Origin of the sequence: Kibdelosporangium phytohabitans, from assembly GCF_001302585.1 — a bacterium.
In the GTDB taxonomy this organism is placed as follows: domain Bacteria; phylum Actinomycetota; class Actinomycetes; order Mycobacteriales; family Pseudonocardiaceae; genus Kibdelosporangium; species Kibdelosporangium phytohabitans.
This window is the reverse complement of the sequence record NZ_CP012752.1, coordinates 11360679-11380005: the sequence shown is the minus strand read 5'-3', so window position 1 is coordinate 11380005 and position 19327 is coordinate 11360679. Positions and strand designations below refer to the sequence as shown.

The 19327-nt window shown below is 66.7% G+C and carries 15 protein-coding genes and 3 tRNA genes; 13 read left to right on the top strand and 5 right to left on the bottom strand.

The genetic code is table 11. The annotated features are described in order from the left end of the window. Positions 1–62: 62 nt before the first annotated feature. The 3 genes from AOZ06_RS51080 (at position 63) to AOZ06_RS51070 (ending at position 4452) form a co-directional block, all read left to right on the top strand. Positions 63–2588, top strand: coding sequence for a serine/threonine-protein kinase (locus AOZ06_RS51080; RefSeq protein WP_417999987.1), 2526 nt, complete (start codon positions 63–65; stop codon positions 2586–2588). Between the two features lie 22 nt (positions 2589–2610). Further along, positions 2611–3150, top strand: a complete 540-nt coding sequence (locus AOZ06_RS51075; RefSeq protein WP_054295982.1) for a hypothetical protein — start codon at positions 2611–2613, stop codon at positions 3148–3150. A 915-nt stretch (positions 3151–4065) separates the two neighbouring features. Next, positions 4066–4452 (top strand): RidA family protein, encoded by a 387-nt coding sequence (locus AOZ06_RS51070; RefSeq protein ID WP_054295981.1) that lies wholly within the window; start codon positions 4066–4068, stop codon positions 4450–4452. Here the strand turns inward: AOZ06_RS51070 and AOZ06_RS51065 are convergent. Then, positions 4436–5482: a sensor histidine kinase gene (locus tag AOZ06_RS51065; protein ID WP_054295980.1), complete on the bottom strand. Its 1047-nt coding sequence runs from the start codon at positions 5480–5482 to the stop codon at positions 4436–4438. The genes AOZ06_RS51070 and AOZ06_RS51065 overlap by 17 nt on opposite strands. Next, positions 5482–6150, bottom strand: coding sequence for a response regulator transcription factor (locus AOZ06_RS51060; protein ID WP_054295979.1), 669 nt, complete (start codon positions 6148–6150; stop codon positions 5482–5484). The genes AOZ06_RS51065 and AOZ06_RS51060 overlap by 1 nt, the downstream gene beginning before the upstream one ends. 99 nt (positions 6151–6249) lie before the next feature. Here AOZ06_RS51060 and AOZ06_RS51055 point away from each other — a divergent pair, with 99 nt between their 5' ends. Continuing rightward, entirely contained in the window at positions 6250–8283 is a 2034-nt protein-coding gene (locus AOZ06_RS51055) for an MMPL family transporter (protein WP_054295978.1), read from the top strand. Here the strand turns inward: AOZ06_RS51055 and AOZ06_RS51050 are convergent. Then, on the bottom strand, positions 8261–9460 hold the full coding sequence (locus AOZ06_RS51050; RefSeq protein ID WP_054295977.1) for a L,D-transpeptidase: 1200 nt from the start codon (positions 9458–9460) through the stop codon (positions 8261–8263). The genes AOZ06_RS51055 and AOZ06_RS51050 overlap by 23 nt on opposite strands. Positions 9461–9859: 399 nt before the next feature. Between AOZ06_RS51050 and AOZ06_RS51045 the strand changes: the two genes are divergently transcribed. Continuing rightward, positions 9860–10063 carry a cold-shock protein gene (locus AOZ06_RS51045; protein ID WP_037265614.1) on the top strand — a complete coding sequence of 68 codons (204 nt, stop codon included), beginning with the start codon at positions 9860–9862 and terminating at the stop codon, positions 10061–10063. A gap of 71 nt (positions 10064–10134) precedes the next feature. Here the strand turns inward: AOZ06_RS51045 and AOZ06_RS51040 are convergent, their stop codons facing one another. Then, the gene (locus AOZ06_RS51040) at positions 10135–10452 is read right to left on the bottom strand and encodes a hypothetical protein (protein ID WP_054295976.1); all 318 of its coding nucleotides are present in this window, start codon (positions 10450–10452) and stop codon (positions 10135–10137) included. Positions 10453–11517: 1065 nt separating this feature from the next. Between AOZ06_RS51040 and AOZ06_RS51035 the strand changes: the two genes are divergently transcribed. The 4 genes from AOZ06_RS51035 to AOZ06_RS51020 all read left to right on the top strand — a co-directional run bounded on the left by AOZ06_RS51035 (position 11518) and on the right by AOZ06_RS51020 (position 12340). Further along, positions 11518–11766 (top strand): hypothetical protein, encoded by a 249-nt coding sequence (locus tag AOZ06_RS51035; protein WP_042177529.1) that lies wholly within the window; start codon positions 11518–11520, stop codon positions 11764–11766. A gap of 239 nt (positions 11767–12005) precedes the next feature. After that, positions 12006–12078: transfer RNA gene (locus tag AOZ06_RS51030), tRNA-Glu, on the top strand. Between the two features lie 21 nt (positions 12079–12099). Next, a tRNA-Asp gene (locus tag AOZ06_RS51025) sits at positions 12100–12173 on the top strand. 90 nt (positions 12174–12263) lie between these two features. Next, positions 12264–12340 (top strand) — tRNA-Phe (locus AOZ06_RS51020). Between the two features lie 661 nt (positions 12341–13001). On the opposite strand, the gene AOZ06_RS51015 is transcribed toward AOZ06_RS51020, so the two are convergent. Then, positions 13002–14510, bottom strand: a complete 1509-nt coding sequence (locus AOZ06_RS51015) for a peroxidase family protein (protein ID WP_169799095.1) — start codon at positions 14508–14510, stop codon at positions 13002–13004. Between the two features lie 792 nt (positions 14511–15302). Between AOZ06_RS51015 and AOZ06_RS51010 the strand changes: the two genes are divergently transcribed. The 4 genes from AOZ06_RS51010 to AOZ06_RS50995 are packed head-to-tail and all read left to right on the top strand — an operon-like array spanning position 15303 to position 19327. Then, on the top strand, positions 15303–16700 hold the full coding sequence (locus AOZ06_RS51010) for a sugar transferase (protein ID WP_470303332.1): 1398 nt from the start codon (positions 15303–15305) through the stop codon (positions 16698–16700). Further along, entirely contained in the window at positions 16697–17911 is a 1215-nt protein-coding gene (locus AOZ06_RS51005; RefSeq protein WP_157233701.1) for a class I SAM-dependent methyltransferase, read from the top strand. The genes AOZ06_RS51010 and AOZ06_RS51005 overlap by 4 nt, the downstream gene beginning before the upstream one ends. Continuing rightward, positions 17908–18699 carry a glycosyltransferase family protein gene (locus AOZ06_RS51000; RefSeq protein WP_054295973.1) on the top strand — a complete coding sequence of 264 codons (792 nt, stop codon included), beginning with the start codon at positions 17908–17910 and terminating at the stop codon, positions 18697–18699. Before AOZ06_RS51005 ends, AOZ06_RS51000 begins: the two co-directional genes overlap by 4 nt. Then, a complete protein-coding gene (locus tag AOZ06_RS50995; protein ID WP_054295972.1) occupies positions 18680–19327 on the top strand; it encodes a PIG-L deacetylase family protein in 648 nt (215 codons plus the stop codon). Before AOZ06_RS51000 ends, AOZ06_RS50995 begins: the two co-directional genes overlap by 20 nt.

Here is a 19327-nt window from a genome sequence, read left to right as displayed (position 1 = left end):
AGCGGCACGAGGACGAGGCGGGCACCGGCTGGTTCCGGCACCCGGACGTGCTCAGCGGTTCGATGTCGTCCCCGCCGAAGCCGGCTCCGCAACCCGCGCCTGCGCCCCAGCCGCACCCGCCGTCGCAGCCGATGCCGCATCCCCCGGCACAGCACCAGCCTCAGTCCCAGACCCGGTCCCAGGCGCAGCGGCATCCCCGGCCGCCGCAGCCGAAACCCAAGTCCGACGTGGAAACTGTGATCATCCCGCCGGTCACGCCGTCGCGTGGCCAGCCAGCGCCCGCGCCGGGTCAATGGGCACAAGGTGTTCACGTCCCCGCTGTCCTGCCGCAGCACAGCCAGACACCAGTGCCGGACGTGCCACAACCCACGAGCGTGCTCGCCGTGGTGGACCCGACGCAGAGCATCGTGCCGCCGAAACCGGTTGTCGCGGAGGCGCCACCGTCCCAGGATTCTCAGCCCAGCAGTGACTCCGCGCCGTTCCCGGCGCCGGGCCGCGGCACGGGGTCGCGGCGCACGAGCTCCCGCGTGGCACGCGGCCGGGGGCTGGGCGCAGGCCTGGTCGACGTCCCGCCGGTGCCGTACCGGGATCCGGCGTCCGCCGTGATGGAGGACCCGGTCGTCGCCGAGAACAAGCGGTTCTGCGGCAACTGCGGCACGGCGGTCGGCCGTGGAGTGGACGGTCAACCGGGGGCGGCCGAGGGCGAGTGCCCCAAGTGCGGCGCGCGGTTCTCGTTCAAGCCGCGTCTGCGGCGCGGTGACGTGCTCGGCAACCAGTACGAGGTGCTCGGCTGCCTGGCATACGGTGGCCTCGGCTGGATCTACTTGGCCAAGGACCGCAACGTCAGTGACCGCTGGGTGGTGCTCAAGGGCCTCATCGACACCGGCGACCCGACCGCGGTGGCCGCGGCCGTGGCGGAGCAGCGGTTCCTCGCCCAGGTCGAGCACGCCAACATCCTCAAGATCTACAACTTCGTGCAGGCACCGGACCCGATGACCGGCACGTCCGTCGGTTACATCGTGATGGAGTACATCGGCGGTCAGTCGCTGCGGCAGATCGCGCTGGAGCACCACCGCACGCTCGGCCGGGCCGAGCCGCTGCCGATCGGCCAGGTGATGGCGTACGGCCTGGAAATCCTGCCCGCCATGGGATACCTGCACAGCACCGGCCTGCTGTACTGCGACCTGAAGCCGGACAACGTGATCCAGACCGACGAGACGCTGAAGCTGATCGACCTCGGCGCGGTCCGGCGCGAGGACGACTACGAGAGCCCGCTGTTCTTCACGCTCGGCTACAGCGCGCCCGAACTGGCCGACCGCGGCGCGTCGGTGGCGTCCGACATCTACACCGTCGGCCGCACACTGGCCGTGTTGTCCATCGAGTTCACCGGTTACACGAGCAAGTTCCGGCACACGCTGCCCGGCCCGGACGACGTACCGCTGTTCAAGCTGTTCGACTCGTTCTACCGGGTGCTCAAACGCGCGACGCACCCCGACCCGGACCGCAGGTTTCCCACGGCCGAGGACATGGCCGAACAGCTCACCGGTGTGCTGCGTGAAGTGATGGCGCTCGGCACGAACCGGCCGCGTCCCGGCGTGTCCACAGTGTTCGGCCCGGAACCGAAGACGTTCGGTGCGACTGTGCAGACCGGCGAACGCGGCGTGTCGCTCACGGTGCCCGACCCGTCCGAAGTGGTCGGCGCGCTTCCTGTGCCGCAGGTGGACACAGATGACCCGGCGGCCGGTGTGCTCGCCGCGACGGTGTCGTCGGACATGAACGACCTGATCGAAGCCCTCGCCCACGCGCCGCAGAACTCGGTCGAGGTGCGGCTGCGGATGCTGCGTGCCCGCACTGAACTCGGCGACATCGCCCGCGCGTCCGGTGAGCTCGAGCTGGCGCGGCGACTGGCCGCGGATCCGCTCGACTGGCGCCTGCAGTGGCACCGCGGTTTGCTGGAACTCGCGATGCGCCGTCCCAACGAGGCACGCGCCGCGTTCGACGCGGTGTACGACGCCCTGCCGGGTGAGGCGGCGCCGAAGCTGGCGCTGGGAATCAGCCTGGAGTACCTGCGGGACTACTTCGGCGCGGCGCGGTTCTACGAGCAGGTCTGGCGCACGGACCGCTCGTACGTCAGCGCGGCGTTCGGCCTGGTACGCGTGTACCTCGCGCAGGGCGCGCGGGCAGGGGCAATCGAGGTGCTCGAGTCCGTTCCGGACTCGTCGAGCCACTACGTGGCAGCGCAGGTGGCGGCGATCAAGATCAAGGCGAGCGCGACCGAGGTGGCGAAACTCGCGGAGCCCGACCTGTACGACGCGGCACGCCGACTCGAACGGCTCGCGTTGGACGCGGAACGTCGCACACAGTTGTCGGCGGAGGTACTCGAAGCGGCATACGGGTGGGTGAAAGCAGGCCGACCGGGTGGTGGTCACGCGACCGGAACTGTCTTGGGCTGCAACCTTTCCGAGCGTGAACTACGCTTCGGCCTCGAGCGCTGCTACCGAGCGCTTGCCCGGCTGGCCGGCACGCCGGAACAGCGCCACGAGTTGGTCGACCGCGCCAACGCCATCCGCCCGAGGACGCTTACCTGAGATGTGGAGACATATAGGTCGCGTGTGGACGACCGGTGCCCAGTTCCTCGTCATGGACAAGTACTTCCTGTACGCCTGGCGAGGCGGCGACGACCAGGTCGGCGCACTGTCCGAACTGCACTGGTCAGTGACCGCGACCGAGGTCGGAACAGGCTGGGCGGCGGTGGTGGCGACCGACGGGACAGTGAGCGACAAAGGCTGGCTCGAAGTCTTCCAGAACCGCAGAACCATAGCGATAGTCCAAGCACAGGGCGAGCCGTACTCGCGGGCGCTGGGCAAGGCGCTGGCGTACCCGGCCGACGGCGACCACATGGGCGACGTGGTCCCGGTGCCGAGCGGAGACATGTACTTCTTCAACGCGGCTCTCGGCGGAGACAGCGACTGGCCGAAAGCCAAGGCGGGCAAAGCCCCGGTGAGCTGGGAACCGGCGACAGACGCGACGGAAGCCCCAACCGGCCTCCGCTTCGACGTCCCCAGAGGCGACTACCAACTCCAGGTCCGTTGGATGACGGAGCCGGACGACGAAACCTGCTTCGCCCGCTGGCTGTTCACCCCGGCCTGACCCCCGTCCCTCACGTCGTCCTCGATCGGGACCGAGCGGCGAGCGCGCAAGCGCAGAACCAGCCGAGCAGTCTAAGCGGTAGCCAGCCCACCACGGTGAGCGCGCAAGCGCAGGGGTGTGGTTCGGGGGTGCTCCTGCACGTCGGCCTGGGCGAAGCCCAATCACACGTGTCCGGAGGTCCGCCTGCGTTTGTCGCGGGCATCAGCGGCGGTCGTACGGGCCTCTTGACGCGTGTGGTTGCCTCCGGCAGGCCGTCGGGCGGAGCGCCCACGCCTTCTCAGTACACACGCATCAAGGTCTCGGCTGTGGTCTGGAAGAACACCCACCGCCGGCTCCTGCCTTGAGGTCTGCCTCCCGGCGAGGGACCCGCTTGTTCCGTGCTCACATCCCCAGCTATGACCAAGGACCACACCCCGGGCATATCGAAGCGCTGCGGTTCAGTGCGCGGAACAAGATGTCCCTCGCCGGGAGCAGACCTCGGGGCAGGAGCGGGTGGCCGGTGTCCTTCGTCTCCACGGCTCGGGCCCCAGGGGTGTGTCCTTCGATGCGCGGGTGCTCCTGCCCGACGGCCTGCCCGGAGGGAACCACGGACTGTCAAGAGGTCCGTAGGGCCTGCGCTGTGCGTTGATTTGGGAACGCGGACCTCCTGACAGTCCGTGGTTGGCGTAGCCCAGGCCGACGGGCAGGAGCACCTCCGGACCACCCCTCTACGCTGGCGCGCACGCCGCTGCGGGACGGTCTGCGCTGGCGCGCATGCCGCAAATCTCTGCACTTGCTTGCGCGCGAGCCGCTTGGGGTTGGTTTGTCTGCGCTGCGCGTCAGCCTGGTCGAGGGTTTGTCGGTGCTTGTGGCAACGGGTTTCTCTCTGTACGAATTCTGGTGCTTCTGGCCACCCGTCGGTGTCATGATCCCGGCATGGAGCTTGTGCCTCACAGCCCGACTTCGGGCGTCTACCCTGCATCGGATGACTACGTGCACGCGATGGAGGTGCGGAATCCCGAGCGTCTGCTGTACGTCGCCGGGACCATGGGCCTCGATGAGCGTGGTACTCCCGGCGCGTCGTTGGCGGAGCAACTCGACCTGATCTGGAGCAATATCAGGGCGATCCTTGCTTCTGCGGGCATGACCGTCGACAACATCGTGCGTCTCACCAGTTATCTTCGCGATCCTGCCTATGCCGAGGCCAACGCTCTTGCTCGTGTGAAGGCGTTGGGTGGTCGGGTGGTGCCCACGACTGCGATTGTCGCGCAGACTCTGGACAGCAGTTGGCTTGTCGAGATCGAGGTCATCGCCGCCGCCTAGGCAGCGTGACGGTGAATCTGCTGCCGCGGTCGAGTTCCGACTCCACTTCCACGTGGCCGCCGTGCGCTTCGACCACCGCGGCCACGATGGACAGGCCTAGGCCCGCGCCTGCGTGTGTTCTGGACTCCGCCGCGCGGTGGAAGCGTTCGAAGATCCTTTCCACGTCCGCGATTCCCGGTCCGGTGTCCGCTACTTCGAGTATCGCGTTCCCGTCGGCTGCGGTGACCCGGACTGTTGCCGTGGCTGATTCGGGTGTGTGCTGCAGGACGTTGGACAGCAGGTTGCCGAGGACTTGCCGTAGCCGCAACGAATCGCCCAGTACGACCGCTGGGGATGCTGTCAGTGAGATCGTCCGCCCTGGTGACGTCGCCAGGGCATCGGCGACCGCATCCGTTGCCAGCGCGCACAGGTCGACTGGGTTGCTTTCCAGCGGCCTGCCCTGGTCCAGTCTTGCCAGCAGCAGCAGTTCGTCGACGAGCACGCCCATCCGCTCTGCCTCGGATTCGATCCGCCGCATCACCTTGGCCAGGTCGTCGGGGCGGGTTGCCGCGCCACGGCGGAACAGTTCCGCGTGGCCGCGGATGGTCGCGATGGGCGTGCGCAGTTCGTGTGACGCGTCGGCGACGAACCTCCGCAACCTGTCCTCGGAGGCCTGACGTTCGGCGAACGCTGTCTCCAGTTGCGTCAGCATCCCGTTCAGCGCGTCCGAAAGCTTCCCCATCTCCGTGTCGGGTGGGCCCGGTGGCACTCGCTTCGTCAGGTCGCCGGACCCGATCTCGGCCGCGGTGTCGGCTATGTCGTCCAACGGTCGCAGGCCTCGCCGGACCGCGCGCCAGGACAGCAGGGCCACGGCCAGCAGGGCGACGCCGCCGGAGACCAGCGCGACGTTCAGCGAACGCGACAGCAGCTCGTCCGCCTCGCGGTTGCTCTTCCAGTCCTGCAACGCTCCCCATGTCGCGCCCAGTCCGATGAACAGACCCAACGCCAGCAGGCCGAGCACGGTCAGGACCAGGCGGTTCCGCAGTGACATCAGCGCACTCTGACGATGTAGCCGATCCGCGGGATCGTGTGGATCAGCGGCGGGTCGAACGCGTCCACCTTGCGCCGCAGGTAGGACACGTACGTCTGCACGACGCCGTCGTTGCCCGCGAAGTCGTACTCCCACACGTGGTCGAGGATCTGCCGTTTGGACAGCACCTTGCCCGCGTGCACCACCAGGAGCCGCAGCAGCTTGAACTCGGTCGGCGTCAGGTCGATCAGCTGACCGTCGCGGCGGACCTCGTGCGCGTCCTCGTTGATCTCCAGATCCGCGAACCGCAGCGTCTTCGTGTCGCCCTTGGTCCGCCTGAGCACCGCGTGCACTCGTAGGACCAGCTCTTCCAGGCTGAACGGCTTCGTCACGTAGTCGTCGCCGCCGACGGTCAGGCCCGCGATCTTGTCCTCGGTCGCGTCCCGTGCGGTCAGGAACACGACTGGTGCTGTGCATCCGGTACGCCGGAGCTTGCGGCAGATGTCGATGCCCGAGCCGTCCGGCAGCATCACGTCCAGCACGATCAGATCCGGCTCGAAGGACGCCACCAGTTCACCCGCTGCCCGCCCGCTGCCCGCGATTGCTGTCTCGAAGCCCTCGTACCGCAGCGCCGTCGCCACCAGGTCGGCGAGGTAATGCTCGTCGTCGACAACCAGGATCCGCCCCATGCGGCCCAGTCTGCCTGCTCGTTCTTAAGGAACCCTGTGACAGCGAAGCCACAGGGCGACCGCAGCGCCGCCGAAGATCGACTTGGTGCCCTTGTCGACATGGAAAAGCTGTCGCGGTACGTGCTCACGCACAAACGCCTGGTCGGCTGGCTGACGGTCGTGGTCGTCCTGCTCGGCGGCGGTGCGCTGGCGCTGCTGCTGCCCAACGTCTCCGAACGCAACGCGTACCCCGGCCTACTGGGGTACGAGGCCAACCAGAAGATCCTGGACACCTACGGCACGGGAGGCTACGAGCGACCGTACGTCCCTGTCATCACGCTCCCTGACGGCGTCACGGCCAAGGAGGTCGGACCGGCCTTCGACGCGGTCGCCGAACAGACCGGGAGCCGTGTGGCGTCGTACGCCAACACCGGCGATGCCCGATTGGTCAGTGGCCGGACCACGTTCGGCCTGGTCTTCGGCGGACCAGTCGAGCAGGGCGGGATCCCGGGCAGCGCACTCGGCGAAGGCACCGGGCTCGGCCCCGAGATCGAGCGGACCATGCGCCCGCTGCTCCCACCGGGCAGCTCGCTGCACGTCACCGGGCTCGACCAGCTCGCCACCGGCGTGGACACCGGCGGGCTCAACGTCCCGGTGAAACTGCTGATCACCATCGGGGCGGCGATCCTCATCCTCGCGTGGGTGTTCCGGTCCGCGCTCGCGTTCGTTCCGCTGCTGATCGCGCTCATCGCGTTGCCCGTCTCGTTCATCGGGCTGCTTCTGGCCAGCTTCGTGGTCGACATCCACGAGACGACGCTCACCATGATCCCGCTGTTCGGCCTGGGCATCGCCATCGACTACGCGCTCATCCTGGTCGCCCGGTGGCGTGAGGAGGGCTGTGTGCACCGCGCGATGGCCACGGCCGGTCACGCGATCGTGTTCTCCGGCGCCGCGGTCGCCATCGGTCTGCTGGCGATGATCGTGCTGCCCGTTCCGATCATGCGCAGCCTGGGCGTCGGCGGCATGATCGTGACCGCGACGAGTGCGTTCGTTTCGCTCACGGTCCTGCCGCTGCTCCTGCGGAAAGCCAAACCGGAAAAACAAAGCACGGTGTGGCCGAAATGGGCGCGGACGGTTGTGAAACACCGCTGGAAGGCATTGATCGCTTCTGCCGGTGTTCTCGCCGCATTGTCCGTCGCCGCATTCGGAATCAATCTCAATGTCCCGACGACCGAAAATCTCGCCCGTTCCGGAAGCGGTCACGACGGTCTGGCCGGATTGTCCGGCGCCGGAATTCCGTCCGGTGTGGTGACCGCATTCGACGTCTACGTCCCACCCGGCACGACCGGGGTCGACGGAATTGTTCGCTCGCTGCCCGGGGTCTACACCGTGGTCGAATCACAACCGGGCCTGCTGACCGTGCTGCCGGTCGAGGAAGGGGGCACGGAAGGCGGCAAGGACACCATTCGCCAGGTGCGGGACGTTGTGCCGGACGGGGTGCTGGTCGGCGGGAACGTCACCCAGCAAATGGACTACGTCGACGTGACCTACAGCGCGTTCCCGTGGATGCTCGGCCTGATCGCCCTGGTCACGTTCGTCATGCTGGCCAGGGCTTTCCGCTCGATCGTGCTGCCGCTCAAGGCGATCGCGATGAACCTGCTGTCGCTCGGCGCGGTGCTCGGCGTGACCGTGGTGCTGTGGCAGTGGGGCTGGGGAACCGAGGCCCTGCTGGGGATCCAGCCGGACGGCGCGGTCGGCACGTTCATCCCGGTGACCGTCTTCGCGTTCCTCTACGGCCTGTCCATGGACTACGAGGTCTTCATCCTCGCCAGGATGCGGGAGGAGTACGACCGGACCGGGTCGACCATGCAGGCGGTCGTCCAGGGGGTCAGCCGAACCGGGCGGTTGGTCACGTCCGCGGCGCTCGTCCTGTTCTTCTCGTTCGCGTCCATGGCCGGCGGCGGTGAGCTGGACGTGGCGATCTTCGCGTCGGCGGTCGGGCTGGGGATCCTGATCGACGCCACCCTGATCCGCTCGGTGTTGCTGCCCGCGGCCGTGGCGGTGCTCGGAAAATGGAACTGGTGGCTGCCCGAGTGGGCAGCCACCAGTTTGCGAGTGCGGGGTCGCGGACCTACCGAAGGGCCGACTTGCTGAGCCACTTGTCCCAGCTGACCGCCCAGTCGAAGTAGTCGTACTGGGTGTCGGACATGGGAACGCTGCTGCCGACCACCTCGACCGGGTCGCCGATCAACGCGCTGTCGAAGTAGAGCTTCGCGTTGGCCGGCGACAGGTTGGCGCAACCGTGCGAGACGTTCCGCTTGCCCTGGTCGCCGATCGACGGTGCGTAGCCGTGGATGAACTCACCGTGGTTGGAGAACCGGACCGCCCACGGGACAACGACGTTGTCGTAGTTGAAGGTCGGGTTGCTCATCGAGTACGTGTTGTGCTTCTCCATCACCACGTGGATTCCGCTCGGCGTGACCCGGCGCTTGTCCGACTCGAGGCCGTAGCTGGCCGGGAAGTCGTGCACCACGGTTCCGTTCTGCCGCACGATCAACCGGTGGGTCTGGGTGTTGGCCTCGACGCGCTGGTCACGGCCGATGGTGAACGTCGACGCGACGCTGTTCTTGCCGTACACGCCGTTGCCGAACGAGACGCCGTACAGCTTGGCGGTGACCGTCACCTTGGTGTCCGGCTTCCAGTACTCCCTGGGCCGCCAGTGCACCTCGGAGTCGCCGAGCCACGCCCACGCGCCCTCGGTCGGCACGGACGTCTCGACCTTCAGCGCCTTCTCGACGGATGCCTTGTCGGCGACCGCGTTCTTGAAGTCGATCTTGACCGGCATCGCGATGCCGTACGTCTTGTTGTCACCCACGTTCAGCGTCGCCTGCTCGGTGCGCTTCGGCTTCGCCGTGGTGAACGACCCGGTGATCGGGACCTGCTGGCCGCTGCCGCCGACCGCGTTGCCCGACCACGTGTAGGTCTTGCCGAAGCCGAGGTCCTCGCCGACCACCCACGTCTTCTTGTCCGCGGCGAGCGTTCCCTTGACTTCCTTGCCTTCCGGGTTGCTCAGCCGGATCTCGTTGATGGTGCCGTTCTCCACGGCCGCCTGGATCGTGCCGCCCGGACTGGCGTCTGCCGCGCCGTTCGCGGGTTGCGTGGTCACTACCGGCACCGATGCCGCTGCCTGCGGCGCGACGTTGGTATCCGTTGCCGCACCGGCGTTCGGCATGAGCGGCTTGCCGCCGCCGTTGCCACTGCATGCGGTCAGCCCCAGAGACGCGGCGATCGCCACTGCTGCGATCAGCTTGAAGCCCCGTCGATTAGTCATGATGCTTGCCCCCGTCCTCACACCCTTCACGACGCGGCTGGAGGCAGAGGCGTTGACAAGCTGTCACTGTGACTCACATCACAATTTGATATGGCGGTGACAAGAAGGTCACCACCGGAAAGATTGTGGCAGGCAGCGTGCGCATCGGCACGTTGGGTAACGGTGGAGGATCACACGAACGGCCCAGTAGATAGTGAATTGAGGCAGTAGTGCGGCTCGTTTGCAGGCGATAGGCTCGTTCTCGCAGGCCGTAAGTTTCTGTGTTCGTGCTCCATCACGCTCGCGGAACATAAACGCGGGCGTGCTGCTTTCTCGCCGAAGTTGGTGAAGAGCGACGCCCGGGACGGCCCGGGGTTGCACGGTGTAATCCCAAGCTGATCCGGCGACGGAGGCAGATGTATGGCTCAGGGCACTGTGAAGTGGTTCAACTCGGAAAAGGGCTTCGGCTTCATCGCGGTCGACAGCGGCGAGGCTGACGTCTTCGTGCACTACTCGGAGATCCAGGGCAAGGGTTTCCGGACGCTCGAGGAGAACCAGCGCGTCGAGTTCGAGGTCGGCCAGGGCACGAAGGGCCCGCAGGCCACGAACGTGCGGCCTATCTGACCTGACAGCGAAGGGCCCTGGGCGGTGGTTCCGCCCAGGGCCCTTTGTTGTTTCTCGGGGAGTTGGTTGAGTCAGCTCTGCGGGTAGCGCAGCTGCTGGGCCTCCCACGACAACCGCTCCATGACCCATTCCTGAGCCAGTGCGTGCGGGGAGGTCTGGCGGTGCGCGGCCAGTTCGCGGAGCTGCTCATTGGCGATGAGGGACAGGCGCAGCTGGTAGACCTCGGCGTTGCCGAAGCGACGGCCGGACGCGGTGGTCTCCACGTCGGCCTCTGGCGCGATGGCGGCCAGGTAGCTCTCCAGCTCGGTGTCGGGAGCGAGCTGGTCGGCTGCCGGGCGCCGGGTAGCGGCGCTCTTGCTGCGGCTGCGTCCCAGTGATGGCAAAGGCACCCGGACACGATAACGGTTCGGTTGCGAGAACCCAGTCTCTGTGAGCCGCGACACACCGTGCGAACGCAACCATACGCGGGCTCAGGCGTCTGTCTTCGCAGGTCGAACCAAACCCACGGGACCAGGCATGCGCCGCATCACAACCGCCCAAGTGCGGACGTGATCGAACCCCGGCACCCCGCCTGAACGCCCAGAGTGATCACCCGATAAGGTGAGGTCCATACCAAACCGGCGAAGAAAACCAAGCAAACCAGCCGGTACAAGCGGTACACAAGCTTGAATACACAACCAAAAACAATCCCCCCAATCACCCGCGGTAACTCCTGAAGCGCCCCACTAAACGCACACACTGCGTAACGGCAAAGAGCTTGCGTTAGCCAAAGCGAAAAGCGCCCGAGCTGAGTGGGGAGGCGCAAACGTGGTGGTCCGGTGCGAAGACGACGAAGGAGTCGGGCACCAATGCGGAGGCCCCCGCGCCAGGGGGAGGAACGCGGGGGCCGGAGGGGATCTCCACAGGCGCTGACCGGGGGTGTGTCAGCTCCTAGATTGTTGCACGCTCACCTGTCGTAGGCGAGATGTCCGCGCCCAAAAAATCCAGGGAACTGTTCACTTGATGTTTCCCTGCCTGGTGAACCGGTTGAGGTACCCGCTTGCGTGGCGTTCCAACCTGGTGACATTCGCGTGTCTTCGGCAAAAGTTTGGAACACGTTCTAGACCACGCTCCTGACAAGTGCGGTTCTAGCGGCGTGCCCGCCCGGCGGCGTGTCCAGCCGCCGCGATCGGCGACGCGCGTGCCGACCGAGGCGTGTCTCATCAGCGCCCCGTGAAGCCCGTATGCCCATGGCGGGTAGGGGTAGCGCTGGAACTCTTGTACACAACATCGTCCACGGCGCTCACCCGATTGGCCCTACCCAGATCTGTCCAAGCCGCCTAGTACCCGCCGCAGCCGGAATCAAACGTGCTGAACCGGCTACCGACTGTTGTGCGCGGTTCACTCTGCGGGGGGCTGTGTGCACGGCTTTTCCTCCCATAACCTCACGGCCACAGCCGAGCCGGGGAGGCGTCATGAGCGGGTCCCTCGAAGTGCGCAACTTCTTGATGCAGCAAGACACGATGACCGGGAGCGGAGCCGGGTTCACCGGTGGCGTCCCGGCACAGCGCGGCGGAGAAACCTCGCGGGTGACCGACGAGCAGATCCGCAAGGCACGGCTCGCCGTCGCCCGCAGCGCGCTGGACGCCGAGGACTGCCGACTGCTGCTCGACATGCTCGGCCTGGTGCCGGGCGACGACGGAATGCCGCCAGTCACCCGCTAAAAGCCAGGTCAGCACACCTGGGGGTGAAAGGCGACGGTAGCCGTGGTGAAGCAGTCGCAGAGATGTGACGAGGACCACGAAGGCGGTCCATGGGCTCAAAGTGGCGCTCATGGGCCTCCAACCCGGCCGAAAAGCACAAGTTTCCGCAGGTAGAAGCATTTTGCATAACCCGTTTTGCTGGACCACGGGGTCATGCCCTAAGCTTCTCCTTGCTCCCAGCGGCAAGCCAAAGGGACTGGGCTCCCATCGTCTAGCGGCCTAGGACTCCGCCCTTTCAAGGCGGCAGCGCGGGTTCGAATCCCGTTGGGAGCACGCAGGAAATGTAGGAAGCAAGGCCCAGTGGCGCAGTTGGTTAGCGCGTCGCCCTGTCACGGCGAAGGTCGCGGGTTCGAGTCCCGTCTGGGTCGCAACACATGTGACACACGCAGTACTTGCCACAAATCAGGTCCGGCAAGCCGCGCAAGCGGCAACCACCCCAAGGTGAACCGGACCACCACGGCCAGGTAGCTCAGTTGGTACGAGCGTCCGCCTGAAAAGCGGAAGGTCGGCGGTTCGACCCCGCCCCTGGCCACCAACCCTCTGGCCCGACCTTGCTCGTTGCTTCGCACCTTCGCTTGGTCGGGTTTCTTGTTATTTTGGGGGCCGAGCCCCCCACGGTGCTTGTTCTTTTTGAACCAGCGCTGGGTGCGATGCGCTTGGACCAACCCGGGCGCCGGAGGCGCCCCCGTGAGGAGCGCCGGAGGCGCTTCGAGCGGTGACTCCCGTGTGAAAGCGCCGGAGGTGCTTCGAGCGGTGACTCCCGGTGCGAGGGGTGGCGGAGGTGTTCCGGGCGGGGGCTGCCGTGCGAGGGGTGGCGGAGGCGTTCGTTGAGTGGTGACTATTGCGACTTCGAGGTGCGGGGCCTGCGCTGGGCCGCCACTGCCACCAGCACCAACACCGCCACCGGCACCACCACCACCACCACCACCGGCACCGGCACCGGCACCGGCAGTTGGGATTCCGCCCACCCACACCAACCCCAAACGCAAACCACACGGGCCCCTTGACGCGTGTGGTTGCCTCCGGCAGGCCATACGGGAGAGAGGGGACACGCCCCCACCTCTCTCGGAGGCCAGCCCGCCGGCGAGGCACACCCCAAAAAACCAGGCAGCGAGACACCCCAGAAACCGGGGAAGCGAACCTAGAGCAGGGAGACCCCGTGGGGGACGGCCACGGGGTCTCTGAGGGGAAGGGGGCTATTGGCGACGGGAGGCGGGGTCTACTTGGGCGAAAGTCAGCAGATCGACTATCGAGAACGTGTCGGAGGTTCGGCGGGGCAGGGTCGGGCGCCAAGTGGGTTGGGCTGACAGGTAGCTGGTCGGGTCCAGCTGGAGGAGACCTATGAAGACTTCTCCCGCGATCCTCGCGCCTATTCCCGCGAGGCTGATGCCGTCGTTGAGGACTTGGGCTTCCTTCAGGACGTAGTACCAGAGCGGGGTGTTCGCGTCGAAGCCCACGTTCAGGGCTTTCAGCTCCGGGAACACGTCCGGGCCCAGTACCGGGATGCCCATCGCACGGGCGATCGCTTGTCCTGATGGGAGAGACCAGGTCACGTGGCGCAGCAGGTTGCGCTGGGGCAGCGCGGTCGGTGGGTCCCCGGTCGCGATGGCTTGGATCGGCAGGTTGAACAGCGTTGTGCTGATCTTGGTGTCTATCCGCTTGTTCGGGCGGACCTGGTTGTCGTTGAAGTTGAAGAACGTCTGCCAGCCGATGAACCGCCGCGGTGCTCGTGCTCTTCCACGCAGGTCCACCGGGTCGGGCTGGCCCTGTCCCGCCGGGTCGAAGATGAACCCGAAGAAGGGGTTGCCGTTGTCACCCGCCAGGTTGGCCCGGTAGGAGGGCCGCACCATGCTGTGGCCGAAGCGGTACACCGCTCCCTGGAACTCCACCGGCATGAAGTGCTGGCCCGCCGCGGGGCGGTAGAACTTGCGGCCGTGCCGCATGATCTCGGCTGCCATGGGGAAACCGATGATCTGCGGCAGGAACTCGTTCACGACGATCCACTGGTAGTGCCAGGTGATCAGCCGCTTGGCCTCGTCGAACACCCGGGTCGGCGGCACGCCCTGCGACCGGACCAGGTCGACCGCGCGGTTGTGTGCGAGCAGGAACGCCACGTGGATGCCGGAGATCATCATGTTCTCGTCGTTGCGCGGGTCCGAGATGATCGCCACCCGGTCCGTGCGGCGAGGCAGGTCCTCGAACAGGCCGCCGCTCTCCACCTTGAACTTCACCCGGTCACCCGGGTCGTAGAGCTCCGGGTTGGCATTGGGCCCGCCGCCGTACACCGAATCCAGCGACAGCGTCGGCACACGGGTGTTCGGTGACGTTTCCGGTTCCGTCGGCACACCGAGCCGCGAATTCAGGTCGAACGTGAAGTCGTGGTCGACGAACTGACCGAAAAACGTCGTTCCGGCCGTGTTGAACGGGTTGTCGACATTGGTGGGGCTCAATTCCGGGTTGGTGATCAGCCGGATCGGGCCCTCGTGCAGGGGATCCTTGGCGTCCATGATGCCGCCGGGCCTGCCCAGCTCACGCAGCGCCTCCAGGACCTGCTGGGTCGGCTGGGCGAACGGGGGAAGCTTGAAGATCCGTCCGAAGAATCTCGGGTTGGTCAGCTCGGGCGCCGATTGAGCAAAAGCTGTGCCGTGGAATGAAGCAGCAGCGGCTCCGGCTGTGACCCCTCCGATGAAACCTCGCCTTGACAAACGTGCAGGATGTTTATTCGTTGATCCACTCACACAGAAATTGTCCATTTTCGGGTGAATGACGCCATGACGAACAAGTCCTAGGCGTGGCCTGCACTCCCTAGGCGCAAGTTCAACCGGCGGTGGGCATCGTCTCCTCCGGCGCTGTCCGCGCGTCCGCCCGGGGCTCCTTGCCGGGACGTTCGTACGGCTTGGCCCGGCACCCGGCCGGCAGGCGCATTGGTGATCGAACTCGCACCGGTGCCGAACTCAGCGGCCGGTGCGGGGTGTTTTTCCACGACTGTGTTATTCGGAGAGCGCATTTGTGGTCGCGTTCACATTTCACGGTTTGCTAATGGGATTGCCGGAGCGGTCGTGAATGTCACTCAGCCGGGTGATCGCCGCGTTCGAGGGGGTGAAATACCCCTCGTGGGGGATTCTTGGTCAGCTGGGCGTATCGGCGTCCGGGCTACTGTCGTTCACCAGGATGGCGGAAGGGTGCGATGCTGCGTAGTCAGTCTGGTCGATGAGGTTGGGCCGACCGGGTGAAGTTCACCGGAGGCGGTCACGGTGAGTCGTTTTCCCACGGTGACCCAAGTGAATGGCGCTCCAGGGTCATTCGTAATGTTCTAGGAGCGGTAACGGCGTCCGAAGATGGAACGACTCCTCACGGGAGCGCGGGTCTGATCATCTTTTCGCCGCTCCACCCTGCCATAGCTGCACACCAGGAGAGACTGCATGAGAGAACGGGCCGGATCGGTGCGTCGTTTCCCTCTTGCCTCCCAGCGGCATCTGCCGCAATCAGCAAGACCAATGCGGGCCTCCTGGGAAAGCCGCTATCAGCTGGCGGTGGTCTGCGCCGATCTCGCCGTGATTCTCGGCGTGGTGATCACGGTCAACGTCCTGGTCGGGGCGTCGACCGCGTGGCACGCCGGCGTCTTCGCGGTCCTCACGCTCACCGCCGTCTTCGTCGGCCTCGGCGGGGCGCGAGCGTGGAGCGTCGCCGTGCTCGGCCACGGCGCCGAGGAGTTCCGCCGCCTCTACCGCGGCCTGTTCACCGCGATCGTCCTGCTGGCCATGGGCGGGTTCGCGTTCGGTCTCGAAGGCCTGCGGCCGTGGGTCTTCCTCGCCGTCCCGGCGATGGCCCTGATCGACTTCCCGGTTCGCTACCTGCTGCGCCGCCTGCTGCACAAGCGCAGGCAAGTGGGTCGCTGCCTGCTCCCGGTGCTCGCCGCCGGTGGCGTCGACACGGTCAAGGATCTGATCGACCGCACCCGCAAGGCGCCGCACCAGGGCTGGCGGGTCGAGGCGGTCTGCACGACCGACGGCCTCGGAACCGGTCCTGACGGGCGGGTCGACACCGTGCCCGTGGTCGGCCGGATCGAGGACGTCGCCGAGCAGGTGCACCGCGGCGGGTACCGCGTCGTCGCCGTGACGGCCGACGCCTACTGGACCCCCAAACGCCTGCAGCGCCTGGCCTGGCAGCTGGAGAGCACGTCGGCCGAGCTGGTCGTCGCGCCCGTGCTGATGGAGGTCGCCGGTCCGCGGCTCAACGTCACCGGTGTGCACGGCATGCCGCTGCTGAGACTGTCCGCCCCGGCCTTCACGGGCGCGCGGCGAGTGGTCAAGGAGGTCATGGACCGCGTCGGCGGCACTGTGCTCGTCGCGTTGCTCTCGCCGTTCCTCGCCGCCATCTCGCTGTCGATCAAGTTCAACGACGGCGGCCCGGTGTTCTACCGGCAGCGCCGGATCGGCAAGGACGGCAAAGCCTTCACGATGATCAAGTTCCGGACGATGGTGCCGGACGCGCACGCCCAGCGGTTGCACCTGCTGGCGATGAACGAAGCCGAAGGCCCGCTGTTCAAGATGCGCAAGGACCCGAGGGTGACCAGGATCGGCGCGGTGCTGCGGCGGTTCTCCATGGACGAGCTGCCGCAGCTGTTCAACGTCATCTCCGGGTCGATGTCGCTGGTCGGGCCGAGGCCGCCGCTGCCGGAGGAGACCGAGCGCTACAGCTCCGACGCGCGGCGCAGGCTGCTGGTCAAACCGGGTCTCACCGGGCTGTGGCAGGTCAGCGGCCGCAGCGACCTGCCGTGGGAGGAAGCCGTCCGGCTGGATCTGCGGTACGTCGAGGACTGGTCTCTGGCACTCGACGCGTTGATCATGTGGAAGACAGTCCGCGCCGTGCTGAAGGGCCAAGGAGCGTATTGATGATCTGCCGACTCTGCGGCTCCGGCGAGCTGGAGAGCGTGGTCGACCTGGGCGCGACCCCGCCGTGCGAGCGGTTCCTCGCCGCCGCGCAGCTGGACGAGCCGGAGCCGACGTACCCGCTGCACCTGCGTGTCTGCCGCGAGTGCCTGCTCGCCCAGATCCCTCCGCTGATCACGCCGGAGGACACGTTCACCGAGTACGCCTACTTCTCGTCGTTCTCCACGTCCTGGGTCGACCACGCCGGCCGGTTCGTCGACAAGGCGGTGGAGAAGACGAACCCCGAGTTCGTCGTCGAGGTCGCGAGCAACGACGGCTACCTGTTGCAGCACGTGGTCGCCAAGGGGATCCGGTGCCTCGGCATCGAACCGTCGGTGAACGTCGGCGCCGCCGCGCGTGAGAAGGGCGTACCGACCACAACGGCGTTTCTGAGCAAGGAGACCGCCGCGAGCGTGCGTGCCGAGCACGGTGCCGCGGATCTGGTCGTCGCCAACAACGTCTACGCGCACATCCCGGACATCCAGGGCTTCACGGCCGGGCTGCGCGAGCTGGTCAAGGACGACGGATGGGTGTCCATCGAGGTCCAGCACCTGCTCAGCCTGGTCCAGTACAACCAGTACGACACGATCTACCACGAGCACTTCCAGTACTACACGGTCGCGTCCGCCCAGCGAGCGCTTGCTTCGAGCGGGTTGCACGTGGTCGACGTCGAACTGCTGCCGACACACGGCGGCTCGATCCGGATCTGGGCGCGGCCGGTGGCCGGCCAGCCCTCGAATGCCGTCGGGTTCGTGCTGGAGGAGGAACGCCGGGCAGGCCTGCACGACATGTCCGGCTACCAGGACTTCGCCCGCAACGTCGACACCGTCAGGCAGAACCTGCTCAGGTTCCTGCTCGGCGCGTCCGCAACCGGCAAGACCGTCGTCGGGTACGGCGCGCCGGGCAAGGGCAACACGCTGCTCAACCACTGCGGTATCCGGCCGGACATCCTGAAGTACACAGTGGACCGCAATCCGTACAAGCACGGCAGGTTCACGCCCGGGACCCGCATTCCGATCCACGCGCCTGAGCGCATCGCCGAGGACCGCCCGGACTACGTGCTCGTGCTGCCGTGGAACCTGCGCACCGAGCTGACCGAGCAGCTGTCCTATGTGGGCGAGTGGGGCGGCAGGCTGGTTTTCCCGATCCCCACTCTGGAGGAGGTCCGGCCGTGAAGGTCGTGCTGTTCTGCGGCGGCTACGGGATGCGCATGCGCAACGGGATGGGTGACGACGTCCCGAAGCCCATGCAGATGGTCGGGCCGCGACCGCTGCTGTGGCACGTGATGCGCTACTACGCCCACTTCGGTCACACCGACTTCGTGCTGTGCCTCGGTTACGGCGCGCACCACATCAAGGACTTCTTCCTGGACTACCAGGAGACCGCGTCCAACGACTTCGTGCTGTCCGGCGGGAAGGTCGAGCTGCTGTCCACCGACATCAGCGACTGGACGATCTCGTTCGTCAACACCGGGCAGGACTCGCCGATCGGTGAACGTCTGCGCCGCGTGCGGCACCTGGTCGACGGCGAGGAGATGTTCCTGGCCAACTACGCCGACGTGCTCACCGACGCCCCGCTCGACGAGATGGTGCGGCGGTTGGGCAACAGCGACGCGGGTGCCTCGATGATGGTCGTGCCGCCGCAGTCGTCGTTCCACTGCGTGGACATGGGTGACGACGGCAGGGTCAGCGGGATCACACCGGTCAGCAACCTGCCGCTGTGGGAGAACGGCGGCTACTTCGTGCTGCGCCAGGACGTGTTCGACCGGCTGCCACCCGGTGGTGACCTGGTCCAGGACGCCTGTGGTGAGCTGGCCAAGGAAGGGCGGCTGCTGGCTTACCCTTACCGTGGTTTCTGGCAGCCCGCGGACACGGTCAAGGAGCGGGCGGCTCTCGACGCCGCGTACGCGCAGGGCGAGCGGCCATGGATGTTGTGGGAGAACGATGCGGGTGTTGCGTCCTGATGTCCTCGACAAGGTCGTGCTGCTCGGCGCGCACTGCGACGACATCGCGATCGGCGCGGGCGGGACGCTGCTGAACCTGTGCCGGTCCCGGCCGGGGCTCCAGGTGGACGCGTTGGTGCTCAGCGGGGGTGGCACGCCTCGCGAAGCCGAGGAACACGCCGCGTTGCAGTCGTTCTGCCCCGGCGCCGAGCTCAAGATCACTGTGCTGGACCTGCCGGATGGTCGGTTTCCGGCCCATTGGGAGCGTGCCAAACAGGCGGTCGAGGACCTGCGGGCGCGTACTGAACCCGATCTGGTGATCGGCCCGCACGCGCGTGACGCCCATCAGGACCACCGCACGCTGGCGGAACTCGTGCCGACCGCGTTCCGCGACCACCTGGCGCTCGGCTACGAGATCGTCAAATGGGACGGGGACCTGGGTGCCCCGACCGTGTACCAGCCCTTGCCGGACGAGGTCGCTGAGGCCAAGGTGGAGAAGTTGCTCCGGTGCTACCCGACGCAGTCCGGGCGGTACTGGTTCGACCGCGAGACCTTCCTGGGGCTGGCGAGGGTCCGTGGCGTGCAGTGCCGTGCGCGCTATGCGGAGGCGTTCTACCTGGACAAACTGCTCGTTGGCTTGGAGGCGTGA

Excerpts from the sequence above, each read along its gene's own strand:
- AOZ06_RS51080 (WP_417999987.1), top strand. The coding sequence starts at position 63 with ATGTCGTCCCCGCCGAAGCCGGCTCCGCAACCCGCGCCTGCGCCCCAG.
- AOZ06_RS51070 (WP_054295981.1), top strand. The coding sequence starts at position 4,066 with ATGGAGCTTGTGCCTCACAGCCCGACTTCGGGCGTCTACCCTGCATCG.
- AOZ06_RS51065 (WP_054295980.1), bottom strand. The coding sequence starts at position 5,482 with ATGTCACTGCGGAACCGCCTGGTCCTGACCGTGCTCGGCCTGCTGGCG.
- AOZ06_RS51060 (WP_054295979.1), bottom strand. The coding sequence starts at position 6,150 with ATGGGGCGGATCCTGGTTGTCGACGACGAGCATTACCTCGCCGACCTG.
- AOZ06_RS51055 (WP_054295978.1), top strand. The coding sequence starts at position 6,250 with ATGGAAAAGCTGTCGCGGTACGTGCTCACGCACAAACGCCTGGTCGGC.
- AOZ06_RS51050 (WP_054295977.1), bottom strand. The coding sequence starts at position 9,460 with ATGACTAATCGACGGGGCTTCAAGCTGATCGCAGCAGTGGCGATCGCC.
- AOZ06_RS51045 (WP_037265614.1), top strand. The coding sequence starts at position 9,860 with ATGGCTCAGGGCACTGTGAAGTGGTTCAACTCGGAAAAGGGCTTCGGC.
- AOZ06_RS51035 (WP_042177529.1), top strand. The coding sequence starts at position 11,518 with ATGAGCGGGTCCCTCGAAGTGCGCAACTTCTTGATGCAGCAAGACACG.
- AOZ06_RS51010 (WP_470303332.1), top strand. The coding sequence starts at position 15,303 with ATGCGGGCCTCCTGGGAAAGCCGCTATCAGCTGGCGGTGGTCTGCGCC.
- AOZ06_RS50995 (WP_054295972.1), top strand. The coding sequence starts at position 18,680 with ATGCGGGTGTTGCGTCCTGATGTCCTCGACAAGGTCGTGCTGCTCGGC.